This is a genomic window from Chitinophaga silvatica, from assembly GCF_003419895.1.
Classification (GTDB): Bacteria; Bacteroidota; Bacteroidia; order Chitinophagales; family Chitinophagaceae; genus Chitinophaga; species Chitinophaga silvatica.
Window position 1 is genome coordinate 1,100,346 of the sequence record NZ_QPMM01000001.1, and the last position, 19,515, is coordinate 1,119,860.

At 40.7% G+C, this 19,515-nt stretch carries 16 protein-coding genes and 1 tRNA gene; 10 read left to right on the plus strand and 7 right to left on the minus strand.

Features of this window, described 5'->3' with window-relative positions; translation table 11 throughout:
• The first annotated feature begins 28 nt into the window (after positions 1-28).
• The 3 genes from DVR12_RS04250 (at position 29) to DVR12_RS04260 (ending at position 3,650) form a co-directional block, all read left to right on the plus strand.
• Positions 29-253, plus strand: a complete 225-nt coding sequence (locus DVR12_RS04250; protein WP_116974194.1) for a CDGSH iron-sulfur domain-containing protein — start codon at positions 29-31, stop codon at positions 251-253.
• A gap of 248 nt (positions 254-501) precedes the next feature.
• On the plus strand, positions 502-1,698 hold the full coding sequence (locus DVR12_RS04255) for an outer membrane protein assembly factor BamB family protein (RefSeq protein ID WP_116974195.1): 1,197 nt from the start codon (positions 502-504) through the stop codon (positions 1,696-1,698).
• A gap of 50 nt (positions 1,699-1,748) precedes the next feature.
• Positions 1,749-3,650 (plus strand): TonB-dependent receptor plug domain-containing protein, encoded by a 1,902-nt coding sequence (locus DVR12_RS04260; RefSeq protein ID WP_116974196.1) that lies wholly within the window; start codon positions 1,749-1,751, stop codon positions 3,648-3,650.
• A gap of 477 nt (positions 3,651-4,127) precedes the next feature.
• Here DVR12_RS04260 and DVR12_RS04265 read toward each other — a convergent pair whose 3' ends face one another.
• The 5 genes from DVR12_RS04265 to DVR12_RS04285 all read right to left on the minus strand — a co-directional run bounded on the left by DVR12_RS04265 (position 4,128) and on the right by DVR12_RS04285 (position 10,705).
• A complete protein-coding gene (locus DVR12_RS04265) occupies positions 4,128-4,886 on the minus strand; it encodes a DUF4397 domain-containing protein (protein WP_116974197.1) in 759 nt (252 codons plus the stop codon).
• Positions 4,887-4,905: 19 nt separating this feature from the next.
• On the minus strand, positions 4,906-7,458 hold the full coding sequence (locus tag DVR12_RS04270) for a TonB-dependent receptor plug domain-containing protein (protein ID WP_116974198.1): 2,553 nt from the start codon (positions 7,456-7,458) through the stop codon (positions 4,906-4,908).
• The gene (locus tag DVR12_RS04275; RefSeq protein WP_116974199.1) at positions 7,455-8,417 is read right to left on the minus strand and encodes a cytochrome-c peroxidase; all 963 of its coding nucleotides are present in this window, start codon (positions 8,415-8,417) and stop codon (positions 7,455-7,457) included. The genes DVR12_RS04270 and DVR12_RS04275 overlap by 4 nt, the downstream gene beginning before the upstream one ends.
• Positions 8,418-8,727: 310 nt before the next feature.
• Positions 8,728-9,369: a YceI family protein gene (locus DVR12_RS04280; protein WP_116974200.1), complete on the minus strand. Its 642-nt coding sequence runs from the start codon at positions 9,367-9,369 to the stop codon at positions 8,728-8,730.
• A gap of 82 nt (positions 9,370-9,451) precedes the next feature.
• The gene (locus DVR12_RS04285; protein WP_116974201.1) at positions 9,452-10,705 is read right to left on the minus strand and encodes a peroxiredoxin family protein; all 1,254 of its coding nucleotides are present in this window, start codon (positions 10,703-10,705) and stop codon (positions 9,452-9,454) included.
• Positions 10,706-10,947: 242 nt separating this feature from the next.
• Here DVR12_RS04285 and DVR12_RS04290 point away from each other — a divergent pair, with 242 nt between their 5' ends.
• From DVR12_RS04290 to DVR12_RS04320, 6 genes are all read left to right on the plus strand, one after another.
• Positions 10,948-13,149, plus strand: a complete 2,202-nt coding sequence (locus DVR12_RS04290) for a B12-binding domain-containing radical SAM protein (protein WP_116974202.1) — start codon at positions 10,948-10,950, stop codon at positions 13,147-13,149.
• Positions 13,150-13,220: 71 nt separating this feature from the next.
• Positions 13,221-13,769 (plus strand): hypothetical protein, encoded by a 549-nt coding sequence (locus DVR12_RS04295; RefSeq protein ID WP_116974203.1) that lies wholly within the window; start codon positions 13,221-13,223, stop codon positions 13,767-13,769.
• A gap of 623 nt (positions 13,770-14,392) precedes the next feature.
• The gene (locus DVR12_RS04305; protein ID WP_116974205.1) at positions 14,393-15,181 is read left to right on the plus strand and encodes a sensor histidine kinase; all 789 of its coding nucleotides are present in this window, start codon (positions 14,393-14,395) and stop codon (positions 15,179-15,181) included.
• On the plus strand, positions 15,178-15,813 hold the full coding sequence (locus DVR12_RS04310; protein ID WP_116974206.1) for a response regulator transcription factor: 636 nt from the start codon (positions 15,178-15,180) through the stop codon (positions 15,811-15,813). The genes DVR12_RS04305 and DVR12_RS04310 overlap by 4 nt, the downstream gene beginning before the upstream one ends.
• 117 nt (positions 15,814-15,930) lie before the next feature.
• A complete protein-coding gene (locus tag DVR12_RS04315; protein ID WP_116974207.1) occupies positions 15,931-16,719 on the plus strand; it encodes an ABC transporter ATP-binding protein in 789 nt (262 codons plus the stop codon).
• 14 nt (positions 16,720-16,733) lie between these two features.
• Positions 16,734-17,483 (plus strand): ABC transporter permease, encoded by a 750-nt coding sequence (locus DVR12_RS04320; RefSeq protein ID WP_116974208.1) that lies wholly within the window; start codon positions 16,734-16,736, stop codon positions 17,481-17,483.
• Here the strand turns inward: DVR12_RS04320 and DVR12_RS04325 are convergent, their stop codons facing one another.
• Complete coding sequence (locus tag DVR12_RS04325) at positions 17,484-18,752, minus strand: hemolysin family protein (protein WP_116974209.1); 1,269 nt, start codon at positions 18,750-18,752, stop codon at positions 17,484-17,486.
• Positions 18,753-18,877: 125 nt separating this feature from the next.
• Here DVR12_RS04325 and DVR12_RS04330 point away from each other — a divergent pair.
• A tRNA-Leu gene (locus DVR12_RS04330) sits at positions 18,878-18,961 on the plus strand.
• 108 nt (positions 18,962-19,069) lie between these two features.
• Here DVR12_RS04330 and DVR12_RS04335 read toward each other — a convergent pair.
• A partial coding sequence (locus tag DVR12_RS04335) for a transposase (RefSeq protein ID WP_147323404.1) occupies positions 19,070-19,515 on the minus strand: 446 nt, incomplete at its 5' end.

Sequence of the window (19,515 nt, forward strand, 5' to 3'; positions counted from 1 at the left end):
CCTATTTTTGCCGGCTAAACGAAATTTTATGGCTGCAACAAAGATCACAGTTAATAACAATGGTTCGCTGAAAATTGAAGGCGATTTTGAAATTGTAGATAAGAATGGAAATGCTTATGACCTTGGAGGTCGTGAAATCGTTAGTATTTGCCGTTGTGGCCTGAGCGCTAACAAACCTTTCTGTGATGGCTCTCATAAAGGCCATTTCGAGCATGAAGCAGTAGCTTTTGCATTACCACCGAAAAAAGTATAGTTCATCGCTCGCGGGCTCGCTTGTTGCTCGCAGAGAAGCATAAGAAGCAAAGAGGCATAAGGATTAAAGCGAATTTTTTTAAGAACTTCTGTTAGATTTCAGTTAATAATTGGAATTTTTGAGGAGTTTTTAAAATATTCGTTTTGATCCTTATGCCTCTTTTAGAAAATCCTTATGCCAATTAATATTAAGCTTTGCGGCTTTGCGGGAAATTTTTATCTTTCTGAACTATTTATAGATCCCACAGTATGAAAACATTTCTCCGATTAGCCATTGCAATGGCTATCCTTAGCTCCAATGCCTATGCCCAGCAACAAGGGCCCAAACAAACAAGTATAAAATGGCAATTTAAAACTACAGCTCCAATTGTTGGTTCGCCAAAAGTAAAGGATCAGTTGTTATTTATCGGAAGCGCCGATTCTTGTCTTTATGCCCTTAATAAACTCGATGGTAAGTCGGTTTGGCACTTCAGAACAGAAGGCAAAATTACCAGTACAGTTGGTTACGATAATAGTAATGTCTATTTTATCAGCGAAGATGCTTATATCTATGCTCTGGACATTTTAACTGGTCAACTTCGTTGGCGGTATAAAACAGGAGGTGAAAGGTCTACCGACCCATGGGATTACTTTCTGTCCTCTCCGGTGCTGGATAACGGCATGTTATATATAGGCAGTACAGATGGTAATATTTATGCAATCGAAGCGGCCAACGGTACATTAAAGTGGAAATATGCCACCGGGGGAGCCGTACATGCTGCACCAGTTGTTGCCGATAATACCATTATGGCCGGCAGCTTCGATGGCTGGTTTTATGCCCTGAATACCGATGGTACCCTGAAATGGAAGTTCGACACTATGGGAGAGCGGTTTTTCCCGATAGGAGAAGTGCAATATCCGGCAGTGGTAAAAGATACCTGTGTGTATTTCTGCGCACGTGATTATAACGTATACGCCCTGCATTTGAATTCCGGTAAAGGATTATGGGTATTTCATGAACCAGGAAGCTGGGCCAATGCCCCGTCTCTCGACGGTAATACCTTAGTGGTAACAACATCCGATACTCGCCGGGTTATTGGCTTAGACGCCATGTATGGTGGTTTTAAATGGGCATCCCCGGTAAATCTGAACGTTTTTTCTGCGGTAGCTGCAGCTAACAATTACGGATATATGGGAACCCTCGACGGGCAGCTTTACGGAGTTGACCTGAAAACCGGAAAATCCAAGCTCCTGTTCCAGACGGCCGCCAGAACCAAGAATGTTAATCGCTTCTTCAACAAGGCGACAGGCAAACTCTATACTGATCTGGTAGATCGTTACAAAGGAGATGTCATAAAAATTTATGCCGACTTCCTGGATATGGGCAGTATTCTATCTACTCCGTTGGTCGAATCAGGTGTTCTTTACTTCGGGAGTACAGATGGTAATGTTTACGCTTTGAAATAATTAGTGCGAAATACGTAATTTTGCGCCCTTCAAGCAACGACATTATAAGCATGTTTGCAATTATTTCGGGTAAAAGAGCACTAATTCCCTTGTTTTTAGGGATTTGCGGCAGTGCCACCGCACAACGTCAGGATACTACAATTTCAAAGTATCTCGACGAAGTTATAGTACAGGAAAATCGACTCTCCGGGCCAGTAAAGGCTGTAAATAGAAATATTACGATCATTTCCCGTAAACAGATCGATGAAATGCCGGTATCCTCACTAAGTGAGATACTGGCTTATGTTCCGGGACTCGATATCCGCCAGCGCGGTCCGGAAGGAGTGCAAACAGATATCGGGATAGATGGCGGAACTTTCGATCAGACACTCATCCTCTTAAACGGAGTAAAGATTACAGACCCCCAAACTGGTCATAATATTATGAATCTGCCGGTTTCCCTGGCAGATATCGATCATATTGAGGTGATCAGAGGGGCCGCTGCAAGAGTATACGGTATTAATGCCCTCAATGGTGCTATTAATATTGTTACCCAACAAGCCAAAACTTCAGGTCTTGCTGTCGGAGGTAGTCTGGGTAGCAGCTTTAAGAATAATGAGAATGATCGTCTTTATGGGGCATATACTGTAAATGCAATTGGTTCTATCGTCAATGGAGGTACCAGCCAAACCCTTTCTGCCGGTCGTAACCAGGGTAATGGCTATCGCTATAATACAGCATATGACAATTACCGTGCTTTTTACCAGGCAGCATTTAATAACGATTCCCTCCACCAGTTCAATGTAATGGCGGGTTTTGTAAATAATACCTATGGTGCAAATGGGTTCTATGCTGCGCCGGGAGATAAGGATTCAAAAGAAACTGTAAAAACAGTTATTGCAGCTGTTGGCAATACCTCCAGAATTAATACGAACTGGGTAATGGCTCCACGGATCAGCTACCGTTATGCCAAAGATGATTACATCTACATAAAACCAGATAAGTACAGAAACCTCCATGATACCCATATTATGGATGCAGAACTGAATAATACATTCACAACCGGTATAGGTACCTTCGGTGCTGGACTGGAAGCCAGATATGAGCATATTAAAAGCTCTAATCTTGGTAATCATGAAAGAACCAACTTTGGAGTATTTGGTGAATATAAATCGTTTGTCGACCGCCGTTTCAATTTCTCGGTAGGTGGATACCTGAACTATAATACCAATTATGGATGGCAATTTTTCCCGGGTGCCGATGTCGGATTTAACATTACCTCCGATCTTAAGTTGTTTGCCAACGCAAGTACCGCCCAGCGAATCCCTACCTATACAGATCTTTATTATGTGAGTAAGGATATTATTGGAAACGATAAATTACGACCTGAAAAGGCAACCTACATGGAAGCCGGTATCAGAAAGTTTAAAGGTAATTTTAATTACTCTGCAACTGCTTTCTATCGCCAGATCAGCGATTTTATTGATTATGTTAAGGATACGGCCGGAGTTGCTGATCCTGCTACTATTAAATGGCAGCCACAAAACTTCCAGAGAGCTGATGTAAAAGGATTTTCATTAACAGCAGGATATAATTTTCAGCTGCAGCCAGGACTGGTGTTCAATAACCTGTCATTGAATGCAGGTTACAATTACCTGTCGCCTACCTTTAAAGGAGATCCTTTATCTACAAAAATTTCCCGCTACGTAATCGAAAGTCTGCGTCACCAATTTACTGCCAATGTTCGCGCTACCTTCCTGCATAACTTTAGCATTGCAGCTACTACCCGTTATTGCATGAGAGTAAGTTACAAAGATTATACGATCGTTGATGCGAGAATTGCGTATAGCCAACCACGTTATCAGATCTATGCAGATGTAAATAACCTGACAGACGTTAGCTATATAGAGTCTAATGCCGCGATGATGCCCGGAAGATGGGTGACTGTAGGAGCGAAGCTGAAGCTGTTTTAAGGGTTGACTAAGCTTCTTTAATTGTAAGGCAGAGCGAGAGCAATGATATTAAGTTTGTGGAAGTAGATTTCATGAATTCTTAATCTATAATTCCAGAACTTATTTTTTGTGGTTACCTGCAAGGCAGGGGTAAGCCTAGTGTTATTGAGTAAGGGGATTTAAGAAATTTTATCTTGAATTGATTTCTATTCCCTAAATGATAAAAATGGTGAACAAACGTCTTTTACCGTAGGTTGGGCGGGGGCAAGCCCCGCCCCTACAGAGTTTCATCAGTGTTGAGGTTCCAAATTGTAGAATTGGTTCTATACAGAATTGATTTTAACATGAAATTTCTCTACCATTAGAAAACATGCTTTAGATGAAATCCTGTAGGGGCGGGGCTTGCCCCCGCCCGATTTTACAGTCACGAAATTCATACAAACAATTTGTTACGAAATAAATTGTAGAATTCATACCTTTCTTCAGCTTAAACTCACACTACAAAATATTTGCACTCACAATTCCCTTGCCATTTGTCAGCAAAAAAATTGTATAAATCTTTCCTGCCTCCAGTTGTATATCCTGTAAGGTGTTAATCAGAATAGGGGTGTTACTTGCTTTATTCGTAATACCGACAGAAATCTTTCCTGCATCAATAACCGAGAACGGAGCACTATCATAGGCTTTGCCTAAAATATTACTACCGCTGGCACTACCATACGGAATACTGTCTGATAACTTGTTTTCTTTCCCGTTTTGAAAAATATTTGCACTAATTGCTCCAATACCATAGGCTAAATGAATAAGACGGATTTTGGCTTTACCAGCAGGGGGAGTGGAGAGATCATCATAGAATAGTATTAATGAATCCTTACTAACATCATTACGTGATGCAGCAGCTATTACAGTGTGGTAGTATCCGGCAATAGGACCGTTAGGACCTCCTGTTGCGCTATAGGTAGCGCTGTTGCCAAATTGTCTCGAAGCTATATATGCAGTACCATTACCTTCAGTAAAGTTGATTTGTACATTCCCAAATGTAGTTGGTCGGTAATCAGACGAATTACCAGGTAATAATGGGGTAGTTGTAATTTGTTGGGTAAAGGTCCAGAATTGAATACCTGTATTAGGAACCCTGGCATTCACAAATCTGATATTGGCGCTTAGAGCAGATCTGTCCTGTGCATTAATATCCAGGTATTCTGCTTTTTTGCATCCAAATGCTAAACCAATTAATAGTATTATTCTCTTTTGCATGATTTACTTTTTTTAAGGATTAAAAACGTGCGAATAATCTCGCAAATGGTTGAATTCCTGCACTGCCATTCTGAATACCCACTACGCTGGGGTTACGCAATCCTGAAATAGTTGGACTGCTATAGTCACCCAACACATTAAATACATTATTCACTCCTAGAGTACCTTGTATAGCTTTGGTAAATTGATAGCTGAGTGAAATATCTGTAATCCAGATAGGACTTAGTTTTTGAAAGAAATAATCGGGCTTGGGAAAGGTGGCGTTCTGAGCTGTAGCAGTTGTTACGCTACCGAAGTAAACGGTTCTTGCTAATGCGGTAATCCTCTTAGTGCTGAAAATAGCTTGCAGGCTGATTTTCTGCTGAGGTATGTTAGTAGTTACTCTGGCTTTTTCTGCTTCACTGAAAATAACATTTTTGTAAAGTTCCAATCCCTTAGGCGTATTTACATCCGTAACTTCATTCTTTGCGAAATTGGCACCGGCAAGGAACTGAAGCGTATTTCCGGGGAAGCGTATTTTATAGCTACCTGTAAATTCTATGCCACTGGTACGGGTACTAAATGCATTGTAGAAGAACTTGGCCTGAGTAGTTCCCGTTTGTAAAAGAAGAGCTCTTACATCTGCTGGCAAATTTGGATCTGTAGCAGAGAAGTTACCGGTATTGCCTACACGATTTTTTATGTTGATGAGGTAAGCGTCAATACTCAATTCTATGCCAGTAGCTGGCTGTGAGGTTAGCCCGGCGGTATAGCCTGTAGAGCGCTCCGGAGTAAGGGAAGGAATACCTAAGGCCCTGGTTGCGGCACTTTTATTGGAAGCGGTAACCTGGTCTATGGCCCTCCCTTGCTGAAAACTTGTAGAAGTTTCCGTATAATAGAACTGAGCAAGATCAGGGGCTCTGAAACCTGTATTGGCGGCTCCCCGGATGTTTAGCCAGGGTGCTATACTATATCTGGTAGCTATTTTACCAGTTGTAACGTTACCGAAATCAGAAAAGTTTTCGGCTCTTACTGCTCCGGATAATAACCAGTCGGAGGTAATATTTAACTCTAAATCTGCATACCCGGCTACAATCGCCCTGCTCACATTTACTTCATTTGATGGGCGAAACCCTGCATGGATCTGAGAACCGGGCGATAATCCATTTAATGCAAGGAGTCCGGCATCTGCCAGATATGGCACTCCATTTACAGAAGTATCAATTTTGTAGATCTGGCGCAAGTCGGCCTTAATATAGGATGCTTCCTCTCCTGCAATGATCTGGTAGGTTTCAGTTCTGTATTGGGCTCCGAATGCCACATTAATGCCGCTTAAGGCTTTGTCGAAGTAGCGGCTGATATCCAGACTTGCTGTATTTTGTGAGGCATTGTACTTACCTGCATCAAAGGTAGTTGGACTTTTCAACCCCAAACTGGCATTAAGTGAATTGCTGATCACATTGCCAAAATCATTTTTCCCAAAAACATTGGAGATATCTATTTTCCAGTTGTCGAGATTGGTCTTAAGCCCTACAGCAATGGATTTATCTGTGATACTATTGTCCATTGCCGGCAGAAAACCATCAGGATATAAGGTAGTATTGTTGCGCTCTGTCCACCCGGGTAAGCGGTAAACAGCAGTAAATTGGGAAGTCCTGTGACTGATTCCACCAAAAGCATAAACTTCGGATCGATTACCAACTGGAATGGCTGTATTAAAAAACAACAATGCATCTTTTGCCTTGTTGGAGCCGCCGCCTCGTTGATCGAAGTAATGCCTGTCTATCCCCCTGCTTTTAAGAATTTCTTCATCAATTTCTTTAGTGTATATATTATCGTATCCTCTTGTATTGGCGCCTCCACCATAGATAGGGCCATTGTATAATCCGGCATCATCTCTTCCAGGTTGCAATGATATTGCCTGAGTGGCAAATTCTACGCTGGCATTTAAGTAGCCACCCTGTGAGCCGATTTTAACACCATAGTTGATACCAGACCTTGTACTGGCGCCATCGCCTCGTCTTCTGATGCTGCCGGTTGTACTTACCAAAACATTGTCTGTTTGTTTTTTTAGTACGATATTAATTACACCGGCTATTGCATCAGAACCATATTGAGCGGCGGCTCCATCTCTCAATATTTCTATTCTTTCAATGGCAGATGTTGGGATAGAATTTAAATCATATCCGGTAGCCCCGTTTCCTAATCCACCCCAGTTTACATTCGAACTTTTATGTCGTCTTTTCCCGTTTACAAGTACCAGTAACTGATCTACTCCCAACCCTTTTAATTGTACCAGATTCAGGGCTGATGCTGCATCTCCTGCATTGCTGCCATTTACTGAATGGAAGGATGGAACTATGTATTGCAATATTTGTGTAATACTGGTTTGGGGAGCAGATTCCTGTAAAGATTTAAGATCAATGATATCTACCGGTACCGGAGAATTTAATTTGGTTCTGTTTGTACTGCGGGAGCCTACTATCTGTACTTCTCCTAATTGTTTGGTAGTATCTGTTAATCGTTTTTCCTGAGCAAATACCGGGCTATATAGGAGTAACAGTAAAAAGAAATTGAGTAGTTTTTTTTTCATGGTTGATGTTTGATTTGGTTTTTGAATCTATCGTCGGTTAATGATATCAGGAAAGCTTCCAGGTCATTCATTTCGGTTGTAGTAAGGTGTAATGGAGTATTTAGTGAAAGATCACGATTAATGCCATTATGTACTATTTTGTCGGGTTCATTATAGTATGCAATTACTTCTTTCAAAGTCTTAAACATACCATTATGCATATATGGTGCAGTAACGGCAACATTGCGTAGTCCGGGAACTTTAAAAAATCCTTTGTGCGCGCTGTCTTTGGTTACTTCATATCTTCCTGCATCGTTGAGATCAATTCCATTATATAATCCTATGTTCTTGAATCTATCGGCAGTAAAATCCTCGCCTGAGTGGCAGTTATTACAATTGGCTTTGCCAATGAACAGAAGCCGGCCTCTGATAGCAGCAGGAGAAAGAGCATTATCATCGCCGGCTATATATCTGTCATATGGGCTATTCGCTGTTTCCAAAGTCTTTTCATAGGCAGCAATAGCGTTTAGCAGGTTCTTTTTATCTGGGGCTGCGTTGAATGCTTCTTTGAAAAGTGGGAGGTAGACAGAAGAATTATTTAATCGAATAATGGCTTCTTCTATTGCTAAACCCATTTCATCCGGATTAATGATCGGCTGTAATGCCTGATCTTCAAGGGTAGCGGCCCGGCCGTCCCAGAAAAAGGAAGGGCGCCCCGACTGATTTGTAATGCCTGGAGTATTTCTTTTGGTAGGTGTATGATTGATTCCAACACTAAGGGGTAGTGTATCTGCGAAACCAAATTCAGGTTTATGGCAGGATGCACAGCTAATACTGTAATTTTTTGAGAGTATTGGGTCGAAGAATAGTTTTTCCCCTAACTGAGCTTTGGTGATGGGGGTACGAACCTGGAACCCGCACAGTATTGCATAGGCACAAAAAGCCCCTGCTGCAAAGAGTATTAATTTTTGCAATCGCATGGTGGTTGAGTATTTATGGCAAATAATTGCTGGAAACAGCTGGTGGGAAACTGTTTAAAAATGGTTGATCTGTAATATGTTTATCTGTAAGGGGCTGTAAAGAGGGTGGTGGTTCTTGGTATTCCCGGAAGACTGACTCAATTTAATATTTCATGCAGGGCGCATAAGATTAAGGAGCATAAGGCTGTTAATCTTTGCTTTCTAAGATCTGCTATGATAAACAAAATTCAATACGCCTTTGCTTGAAATTTTGCTCGTTGGGTCAGTCTCCCATGGAATTATTTAATGGGGTAGTAAAAGAATGAATGAACTATTTTACTGTAGCAACCAGTACTACATCCAGATCGAAATCATCGTAAATGGCTTTATCTCCAATTCCTTCAAAAAAGCTCTTGGAACCATACTTGATATTGTATTTGGTTCTGTCAACTTTAATGGCAGCTTTAGCAGTCAGTTTACTACCTTCAATAGTTACAGTAGCAGGGAAGCTGATAGGGTTGGTAATACCTTTAATAGTAAGGTTACCGGTGATATCATAGCTACCATTGCCTTTGTTTGTAATATTGGTAGTTACAAAATTGGCAGCAGGAAACTTTTCTACGGAGAAGAAATCTTCACTTTTAAGGTGACCAAGCAGTTTTGCATTGCTGCCTGCATCTTTAAGATCTGTTACCAGGATGCTGCGGGTATCAATGGAAAAGTTGCCACTTTTTAGAACGTTATTGTCTAATTCCAGTTTTCCATCGCTGATGTTGATGGTGCCTTCGTGATGGCCAGTTACTTTTCTACCGGTCCAGTTAACCTTGCTTTCAGTTACATTTACCTGAAAAACAGAAGGTTTTGCTATTTCGGTTTTGGTTGGTTTATTTCCTTCTTTAACAACAGTAGGCGCAGTAAAAGACATTAAAAAGATAGAACTTCCAATAAAGAACAGTGACGCTAATCGTTGCATATAAGTTGTGTATTTAAATTTCAGCTAAGGTAAGTCTGGTCGTTGTAAATGTAGTTACGAGATCGGGAAAATAATGTTAAAATTATTTTTCTGCAATTAATTTATTTAAATCGTCATTCCATTTCTCTACATAATCCTTATAATATTGACCTGTAACTTCTCCGGTATATCCGGTATGTATTTGTCTGACTTCCCCTTTACGGTCTATAATAATCGTAGTCGGGAATGCCATCATACGGTTGAGCGCAGGGAGTTTTTCTGACGCCACTTTCTTATCAGCAATGCCACCAAAAAGAATATCATATTGTATATTGTATTTTTCTTTGAGTTTACCTAATGTGTACTTCGCATATTCTAAATCATCTTTCTGTTCAAACCCAATCGCAATGGCTTCTACACCACGATCTTTGTTCTTATTGAACCAGGGCGACAGAAAGGAAGTCTGATCAGTACAATTAGGACACCAGGTACCAATGATTTCTACGATTACCACCTTTCCTTTATATTTTTCATCACTCAGGGATACCAGTTTCCCATTCAGGTCCGGAAGTGTAAAATCTAGTTTCTTATAACCTTCTTTCAAGTAGGTAAGTTTGTAAGGATCTGGTAATTCGGCAGTTGCATTTTTAGCCCCATCAAATTTGATGTTATTATATATGCCCAGGCTTAATTCTCCCGTAAGTGATTTATCATCATTAATTTTTCCCTTGATATAAATAGGGCTTGGACCAGTAAAACCAGAAAGCTCAAATTCATCGCCATGAACAACTCCTTCGAGTTCCCTGCTGTCTCCAACTACCGACATGATTACACCGGTTAACTTAGAGCCTTCCTGTTTTAATAACCCGATTCTGTTGGGGGTAGGTTCCTTGCTATAGATGGTTAAATCCCATTTTCCTGTAATGTTATGGGTAGGAGCAGCTGTAGAGGCAGGTTGCTCAAATCTGTAGTCCTGGCCATAATCGGCAGTGAATGGAAGGGCATTGCCTCTGAAGTTGGGAACAAGACTCCTGTATTCACCGGAGATATGTCCATCAGATTCTATTTTAGCTACGAGGGCAGCATCATAAGTATTCATTTTGATGAAGATAGAGTCTGGTGCGGTTTGCACTACATGAAAATCATCTCTTCTGCTTCCATTGATTAGGGTAAATACTGCATGCTCGGGATCTTTTCCTTTTAATTCGAAATTAAAGGGAACAGCAGCTTCGGAGAGAGAAAAAACACCTCTCCAGATACCTTCTTTGATAAAAGGCTTTTTAGGGGCAGCAAAGGAAGAAGAGAGAAGCCCTGCCACCATCAGACCGGTTAGAAAAAAATGCTTATTTGTTTTCATGATTATATATGATTGGTTTAACAATGCAGATAAAAGCCAATCCGGGTGGGGCGGAAATGAGGCATTAACATTAATAAATTGGTGGGTAAACTGATATATGGTGGGCGTATCAGTGGTGGTGAAACAAAGATATATTGAGCTAATATTATTTCCAAATAAAAGTCTATAAATTTTGTAGACTATTTTAAAATCCTTTACTGACCGCAAAAAATGCCATACTTTTGCGGCTTAAATAAGTCGATTTGAGTAAGCCCGTTTTTCTGATAACGCCACCATTTACACAGTTGAATACACCGTATCCGGCAACTGCCTACCTGAAAGGATTTCTTAATACCAAGAATATCGCTTCCAAACAGGCTGATCTGGGTATAGAAGTAACCCTGAAACTCTTTTCCAAACAAGGCTTACAGCAATTGTTCGGGTATATTAAGGATTTAGCAGATCAAAACTGGTCGGATAATAGCAAGCGCATACTCATATTGCAGGATGAATATATTCAAACTATTGATGGTGTAATTGCCTTTCTGCAAGGCAAAAACCCAACAATGGCCCATCTGATCAGTAAGCGTGATTATTTACCTGAAGCTTCAAGATTTACGCAGCTCGACGATCTGAATTGGGCTTTTGGTTCCATGGGCATACAGGACAGGGCTAAACACCTGGCTACCATGTATTTGGAGGATTTATCCGACCTTATTATGGAATGTGTAGACCCTCATTTCGGATTTAGCAGATATGCAGAAAAATTGAGCAGATCGGCCAATAGTTTCGATGAATTATATGAAGCATTACATGCTCCGTTTACCTATATCGATAATATATTATTAGAATTATTAGCAGCATACCTTCAGGAACTTCAGCCCCAAATGGTGGCCTTGTCGGTTCCTTTCCCCGGTAATCTTTATGCCGCCCTGCGTTGCGGACAATACATCCGCAAACATTTCCCTGATACAAAAGTAGTGATGGGAGGAGGGTTTCCGAATACAGAGCTGAGGTCTATTTCCGATACCAGAGTATTTGAATTTATTGATTTCATTACCCTGGATGATGGAGAAGCCCCAATAGAAAATCTCCTGCAGCATATCAGCGGCCAGCGCCCGGAAGAGGAGCTGAAACGTACTTTCCTGTTAAAAGACCATAAAGTAACTTATATCAATAACGCCAAAACCTGCGATTACAAACAGTCGCAGGTAGGTACACCTGATTATGGTGATCTGTTGCTCGATCAGTATATTTCAGCAATTGAAGTCGTAAACCCAATGCATAGCCTGTGGAGCGATGGACGTTGGAATAAACTAACCATGGCTCATGGCTGCTACTGGGGAAAATGTACATTCTGTGATATCTCTCTCGACTATATTAAAGTATATGAACCTCTTACAGCATCCTTGCTTTGTGACAGGATGGAAGAGATTATCGCACAAACCGGACAAACCGGATTTCACTTTGTGGATGAAGCTGCCCCTCCGGCATTAATGCGTGCTTTGGCCCTGGAAATCATCAGACGCAAACTTTCTGTTAGTTGGTGGACAAACATTCGGTTTGAAAAAAGTTTTACCAGAGATTTATGCCAGTTGCTGAAGGCTTCCGGTTGTATTGCAGTATCAGGTGGATTGGAAGTAGCATCCGACAGACTGCTGGAGCTGATCCAAAAAGGTATCACTGTTTCACAGGTTGCCAGGGTAAATAGTCATTTTACCGAAGCAGGAATCATGGTACATGCTTATCTGATGTATGGTTTTCCGTCACAAACAGCTCAGGAAACTATTGATTCGCTGGAAATGGTTCGACAGATGTTTGAAGCCGGAATACTGCAAAGTGCCTTTTGGCATCAGTTTACGATGACAGCACATAGTCCGGTGGGTTTAGACCCGGCAAAATTTAAAGTAGAGAAGGAAACGGAGCTGGTAGGAGCATTTGCCAATAATGATATCATGCATATAGATCCTTCGGGAGCAGAACATGAAACCTTTAGTTTTGGGTTGAAGAAATCATTGCTAAACTATATGCATGGAGCATGTTTTGAGTATCCATTATCTAAGTGGTTCGATTTCAAGGTACCTAAAACTTCGGTAGCTCCGGATTATATTACCAGAGCATTACATGAAGCAGAACCCGGAACCATTAAGCCAACAACTAAGGTAGTGTACCTGGGGCATCAGCCATCTATGGAAATCATTACAAAATCTAAAAAAGGTAGTACCTGGGAGGTGGCCTCCTTTACTTTTATGAGTAAAAAAGACAAAATAAATATTAGTGTACCACCCGAACAAGGAGAATGGTTAGCTAATTTATTGCCAACTCTTGCTGTTAATAACCCTAAAGTATATACGTTACAGGAAGTGAAAAACAGCTATGAAGCTGCTGGTTTAGAGGATTTTGAGCTGTTTTGGGATAACAAGCCAATCAATACATTATATAAATTGGGATTATTGCAATTGTAATACCGGGGAAAATCCCGGGTAGCAATATGGTAAAAAAGTAAAATATTTGTTTGTACTAAATTGAAACAAATATGAGCGATCAAATGTCCTATGCAGGTTATGCGTGTAACGGTCACGGCTATCTGGAACCTTCCTCCGAGCAGTTAGACTACAACATGCCATTTACCGGCGAAAAAGAAACCTATGGAATGCCCGTAACAGTGGGTGCTTTTTTTGGAATGCTAAACAATTTCTACAATTTCCTGCAAACTAATCCGGAAGTAGCTGATGCCTTCCAGGATGTTTATTCAATTGATTTTAGTAAGGCTTCTTTGTTAAGATTACTGAGCCAGGAAGGTTGTGAGTATGTACGTTTCCACTTCGCGATCCCTGAACGAAACCAACGTTTTAGTCTTGCAGCTCAGGGTCTGGATGCCAACCAGGAACAAATTGGCTATACTCAGTTATTGAAGAAAGCGACTGAAAACAGCATGTTAGTTGCAGATCCTAGCGACCCTGGAGCAGAGGAGAGAGGAAATGGTAAAGGAGGTAAGGGTATTCACTCGTTAAGACAGATATTTGAAGCTTTAAAATCTCATAATTCACCATTGGCTACAGCAGATCTTAGCCATTTGAAATAAATTAATTCCTTTGTGCCAATGAACGGTTGGGTATATGCATATTATGTTTTATTGATTATTTGCTTTGTAGTGAGTTTATTTCATCTTCAGTACAGAGAAGTAAAGATGTTGGGCTTACTACTGGCAGTTTCTATAATTACAGAAGTCATTGTAGAGATGATTGGTACCAAGGGATTAGGGTTTTTCATAGTATATCATTTTTTTGTGGTGCTGGAATATAGCCTTATTACTATTATTCTACGATCGGGAATAAGGGATTATCGATTAAGACTATTAATGGGAGTTTCCATTTTTGTTTTTGGGATAATTTCTTTGTTTTTCAGTTTTGTATTGGAAGGTTGGCGTGCCTTTCCGGGCGTCAATATTACAATAGAAAGCTTTCTGGTCATTTGCTGGTGCCTTTTATCCTTTTTTTCTATAACCCCCGATGAATCGTCTATATTCCGGCACCCAAATTTTTGGTTAACCCTTGCTTTTTTTGTTTATTTCGCAGCTTCAGTAAGCGTGAATGCGTTTTACAATCCATTATTGGAAAATGATACAACCCGTGCAAGGCATTTTTTCTCGGTATTGAATTCAATTTCCAATTACCTGTTGTATATTATACTTATAAAAGGTGTATTATGCTTCCGGTCAAACAGGATCTCTTTGTAGCTGTAACATTTATTACGTTGCTTGTCGTCATCATGGGACTGGTGGTAATAGCAGCCATAATAAGTTATAAAAAGAAGCAGGATGCACACTTACATCAGCTAAAATTAATGAAAGAAGAGTACAACAAACAACTTATGTGGTCCCAGATTGAAATGCAGGAAGAGGCCTTTGCACATTTAGGGCAGGAACTGCACGATGATATTGGACAACTACTAAGCAGTACGAAACTCCTGATAAATGTAACCCAACGTAATATGGCTGAAGTGCCAGAAACGCTGCTTACAGCAGAAGAAACCCTTAGTACTGCAATACAGCACCTCCGGGCGCTGTCAAAATCGTTTAGCCGTCAGTGGCTGGATCAATTCAGCTTAATAGAAAACCTCAGAGTAGAAATTGACAGAATAAATGCCAGTAAAGCTATTACGATTAAATTCTCCCACGACTTATTGGTCTTACCCCTTCAGTCAGAACCTCAGATCATTCTATTCAGGATTATTCAGGAGGCCATCCAAAACTGTATCAAGCATGCTAAACCCCAGATAATTGATATCAGTATGCGGGAAAGCAATCAGCAATTGATTGTAATCATTGCTGATGATGGCGGTGGATTCGATAAAAACTCCATGTCAAACAAAGGACTGGGCATTCGAAATATGCAGCACAGAACCAGGTTGTTACAGGGAGAAATCAGTTGGGAAGTTACTACCGCAGGAGGCACCGCAGTTATGATCAGTTTACCTTTAGCAAAATCTTTATGAACATCACCATTGGCATTGCAGACGACCATCAATTATTTTTGAAATCATTAAGTTTACTCATTAATAGCTTCGACGGCTTCCTGATTGTTGCCGAAGCTGTTAATGGTGCAGAACTATTATCCAGGCTCGCGCTTCTTCCCACCCCACCGGACATTGTACTGATAGATGTAAATATGCCCGTTATGGATGGAGCCGCCACTACTCAACGCATTCTGTCGATTTATCCCAATACCAAAGTAATAGCTCTTTCAATGAAAGATAATGATGCTACCATTATCGAAATGCTGAAAGCTGGTTGTTGCGCCTACCTGTTGAAAGATATTCACCCCACTGAATTGGAAAAAGCTTTAATAGAGGTTAATGAAACCGGTTTGTATAGTAACGATGCTTCCAACGTTAATTACCGGCGTCTTTTAGTCCAATCCGAGCAAAATCAGATCCTTACCGAAAGGGAAAAGGAATTTCTTAGCCTGGCATGTAGCGATCTGACCTATAAAGCTATTGCTGTTAAAATGAATGTAACCGAACGGACGGTAGACGGATACCGGGAAATTCTTTTTCATAAGCTCAATGTTCAAAGCCGTACTGGAATGGTATTAGAAGCGTTAAGAAGACAACTAATCTCCCTTTAGGAAAATTTACCGGTAATCAACTGGTCTTTGCCGTCATTTTTCCGCCGTTTACCTTTTTCTGATATTTACTGTCGGCTGCTGTTGTAATTTTCTGGAAATTAGAAAAAATTCAGTTAAATGAGCAATCTACCAACCCGCCGGGAGCCTATCCTGGAAGTGGATCATCTGAACGTCAGATATGGAAATTTTACTGCTGTGAGAAGCATTTCCTTTGAAGTATTCGGAGGAGAAATTTTTGGTTTGTTAGGGCCTAATGGTGCAGGGAAAACCAGCTCTCTTAGCGCAATTGAAGGGCTCTTAAAGCCCTCTGCCGGCGCTATCTCCGTTTGCGGATTTGATATTGCATCCAAACCGCTGCATGCCCGGGCCAACATGGGAGTACAACTTCAGGCTACCAGTTTCCAGCAGGAACTGACAATTACAGAAATCATTCGTTTGTATTCCCGAATCTATGACGTAAATCTTACGGATGCTGAAATTCATGAGAGACTTGCCGCTATTAATCTCACAGATTCAATAAATAAAAAAATAGCTCAGCTTTCGGGAGGACAACAACAACGAGTTTCCTTACTTATCTCCACCATCCATGACCCTCAGCTCATGTTGCTGGACGAACCAACTACAGGCCTTGATCCGCAATCGAGACGTTACCTGTGGGATAGAATCGAACAGTTTCGCGATAAAGGACATGCGGTGCTGATTACTACCCACTCAATGGAAGAAGCAGAAGCCATCTGTGATCGTATTGCCATCATAGATCATGGCAGTATTATCGCAATTGATAGTCCGGCTGCCCTCATTGAAAATAATCTCACCAATCCCGCTGTTCTTGAAGTTGTAAGAAAAGGAAAAGTAACGTTGGAAGATGTATTTATTGGTCTAACTGGTACAGCTATACGCTCATAAATTATTTATTGATAATGGAAACTAGAATCCCTAAGAACTCAGCTATATTATCGGCTTTATTACAAGCCGATTTTACAACACTCTGGCGTAATCGCCGTTCCTTTAACATGGTATTGCTTGTACCATTAATTATTCTTGTGTCCTGGAAAGGATTGGTACCTAAACTTGGAGGAGTATTTGTTTTATCTTCCTGCATCACTATTGGTTTAACAAGCATTGGGCTGATGGGTTATTCCAATGCGGTGGCCAGAGACCGCGACAGAGGCATATTTCAGCGACTTAGAGTTGGCCCGCTTGAGGGATGGACAATCATGAGCAGCCGCTTAATTGTTCAGGTAGCGATGATTATATTAATGACGTTGTTGGTATTTATTGTTGGATATTTTGTAGATCATATTTCTCTGACGCCAGCAGGTTACCTGGTAGGATTAGTGATGGCTGTATTGGGAAGTGCAGTGTATTTAGGTCTGGGCCAGGCGATAGTTGGTTTGATAAAGAATCCTGAAACTGTAAATACTACCACCCGTCTGGTTTACTTTGCTTTTATTATGATAGGGATGTTTGGTGAGTTTGGAGTACTGGGGAAGGAAATCGGGCAAATAGCTACCTGGTCGCCATATGGTACTGTAAGGAAGGTATTGGCCGCGGGCCTTGACCCGGCATCCTGGCAGCTGGCAACAACCTATGCATTTCTGGCTTCAGTTGGATATGCCATATTATTTGTAGTAATTGGTGTGAAATACTTTAAATGGGAAAATAAGTAATCAGAAGACAGGTCTGATATTTACCTCATCAATTCTATGTTTATCCATCTTTTTAACTTCAAAAACAATCTGGTTTAAAATTATTTTTTCTCCAGGCGCGGGGATATGTTTAAGCTTTTCTATGAGCAGGCCTGCAATAGTAATGTCTTCCATTTCATATTCCCGCAGCCATTCATAGCCTAATGTTTCACGGATATAACTCAAACGGGTGTATCCATAAGTAAGCCAGGTACCATCTTCCAGTTTTACCAGAAATCGTTCCCTTGCATTAAATCCAGGTAATGTTGCGCCTAGCAGGCTTGATACAATATCATGATAGGTAATGATTCCCTCGCATTGACCGTATTCATTAATGACCACCGACATATTACTATTCTCATGTCGCATTTGCTGGAAGATATCATACACTTCCTGATTCATAGACAGGAAGGAGAGGGGAGATAGTACCTCTTTTATTTGCTTGTCGGGATACAGAAAGAAATCTTTAACGCCCAAGGCACCTACTACTTCCTTGTTTGCATTTGCAACCGGAAACGTTCTGTGAATACTACGTTGAATAGTATCCTTAATTTCTTCTCTACTCATTTTTTCGTTTACAAAGGTGATGATGCTCGCCGGTGTCATGATGTTGGCAGCTGTGAGGTCATAGGTCGTAAATAAATTTTTATGTAGATTGAATTCTCCCTTATCAATAACTCCTTGCTTATAAGCTGCGGTCAGTATACTTCGTAGGTCATTCTCCGTTATCTTTTCTTCCTGAATAGTATGAATGTTAAACAAACCCAGAATAGATTTACTACTGGCAGTAAGTAACTTTATAAATGGATAAGCAATCTTGGAGAAAATGATCATAGATGGAGTGATGACATAGGAAACCTTATTAGGATTTACCAATGCTAAGGTTTTAGGAATCAGTTCCCCGAAAACAATTGTCAGATAAGTAATAGAACCTACACCAATTACCAGTGCTGTCAGATGTGCCAGCGAAGTATGCAATCCCCATTTTACAAATACAGGCTCCAGCCATGCAGCCATGAGATCTCCACCGTATAGCCCTTCCAGTATGCCTACCAATGTAATTCCTACCTGCACGGCACTTAGAAATTCATCTGGTTCTTTAATCAGATTCAGTATGTCGGCGGCCTTATTATCCCCGTTATCGGCCCGCTGTTGCAGCAAATTTTTATCTACCGAAATCAATCCTATTTCCGCAAGGGAGAAGTAAAAATTCAATGCGATTAATAGGAGAATTATAATAACAGAAATCATATCCCATGGTTATATGCCATCTTAACAACCATTGATAATTATTGTTTTAAAACACACTACTGCGAAAATAAATCAGTATAAAATTTGGAAAAAAGATTTGTCTGCTTATCTTTGCGCTCCTGAATGCCCAGATGGCGAAATTGGTAGACGCACTGTGTTCAGGTCGCAGCGCCTGCAAGGGTGTGCTGGTTCGAATCCAGTTCTGGGCACTAGAGAAGGTTGTAAGCTATTGACTTGCAACCTTCTTTATTTCCGCGTAGTGTCAAAAATCTGCGCTTCTTCGGATCAAGTTGAAAACTTGGGGGATGGCATAAATTTTACGCATACAGCTTGTATAATCTAAATAGGAAAAACTCCACATCTCTCACCCCACGAAGAGCATTTCTAAAAGACTTTATCTTAGCATTAAATGATTCTGCTGCTGCGTTAGTGGCTCTGTTGTTAAAGAAGTTGAGTATACCCAGATAATGTGTACGTATGGTTCTGGCAACGGTTTTGAAGGATAATAAGCCCGATTCTTCTAAGTCATTATACCATAATGCAAGTTTCTTAAATGCTTCTTCCTTGCATTTGCAATGCTTGTAAATCTCTCCCAGTCGCAAGGATAACTGATATGCTTTATGTATGAGTGGATAATTTGCAAACAAAATCTCTGCTCTTTGCTGTTGCTCTCTAGTCCATAATCTGGGATGTTTAAAGAGCAGATATCGGCTTCTGGCCAGCAATTGTTTGGCTGTATCCCCATTAATAAGACGAACGGGAT

What these genes read in the sequence shown, in the direction of transcription:
- DVR12_RS04275 (WP_116974199.1), bottom strand. Translation starts at nt 8,417, where the DNA reads ATGCGATTGCAAAAATTAATACTCTTTGCAGCAGGGGCTTTTTGTGCC.
- DVR12_RS04285 (WP_116974201.1), bottom strand. Translation starts at nt 10,705, where the DNA reads ATGAAAACAAATAAGCATTTTTTTCTAACCGGTCTGATGGTGGCAGGG.
- DVR12_RS04310 (WP_116974206.1), top strand. Translation starts at nt 15,178, where the DNA reads ATGAACATCACCATTGGCATTGCAGACGACCATCAATTATTTTTGAAA.
- DVR12_RS04265 (WP_116974197.1), bottom strand. Translation starts at nt 4,886, where the DNA reads ATGCAAAAGAGAATAATACTATTAATTGGTTTAGCATTTGGATGCAAA.
- DVR12_RS04320 (WP_116974208.1), top strand. Translation starts at nt 16,734, where the DNA reads ATGGAAACTAGAATCCCTAAGAACTCAGCTATATTATCGGCTTTATTA.
- DVR12_RS04315 (WP_116974207.1), top strand. Translation starts at nt 15,931, where the DNA reads ATGAGCAATCTACCAACCCGCCGGGAGCCTATCCTGGAAGTGGATCAT.
- DVR12_RS04280 (WP_116974200.1), bottom strand. Translation starts at nt 9,369, where the DNA reads ATGCAACGATTAGCGTCACTGTTCTTTATTGGAAGTTCTATCTTTTTA.
- DVR12_RS04295 (WP_116974203.1), top strand. Translation starts at nt 13,221, where the DNA reads ATGAGCGATCAAATGTCCTATGCAGGTTATGCGTGTAACGGTCACGGC.
- DVR12_RS04260 (WP_116974196.1), top strand. Translation starts at nt 1,749, where the DNA reads ATGTTTGCAATTATTTCGGGTAAAAGAGCACTAATTCCCTTGTTTTTA.
- DVR12_RS04255 (WP_116974195.1), top strand. Translation starts at nt 502, where the DNA reads ATGAAAACATTTCTCCGATTAGCCATTGCAATGGCTATCCTTAGCTCC.
- DVR12_RS04325 (WP_116974209.1), bottom strand. Translation starts at nt 18,752, where the DNA reads ATGATTTCTGTTATTATAATTCTCCTATTAATCGCATTGAATTTTTAC.
- DVR12_RS04305 (WP_116974205.1), top strand. Translation starts at nt 14,393, where the DNA reads ATGCTTCCGGTCAAACAGGATCTCTTTGTAGCTGTAACATTTATTACG.
- DVR12_RS04270 (WP_116974198.1), bottom strand. Translation starts at nt 7,458, where the DNA reads ATGAAAAAAAAACTACTCAATTTCTTTTTACTGTTACTCCTATATAGC.
- DVR12_RS04250 (WP_116974194.1), top strand. Translation starts at nt 29, where the DNA reads ATGGCTGCAACAAAGATCACAGTTAATAACAATGGTTCGCTGAAAATT.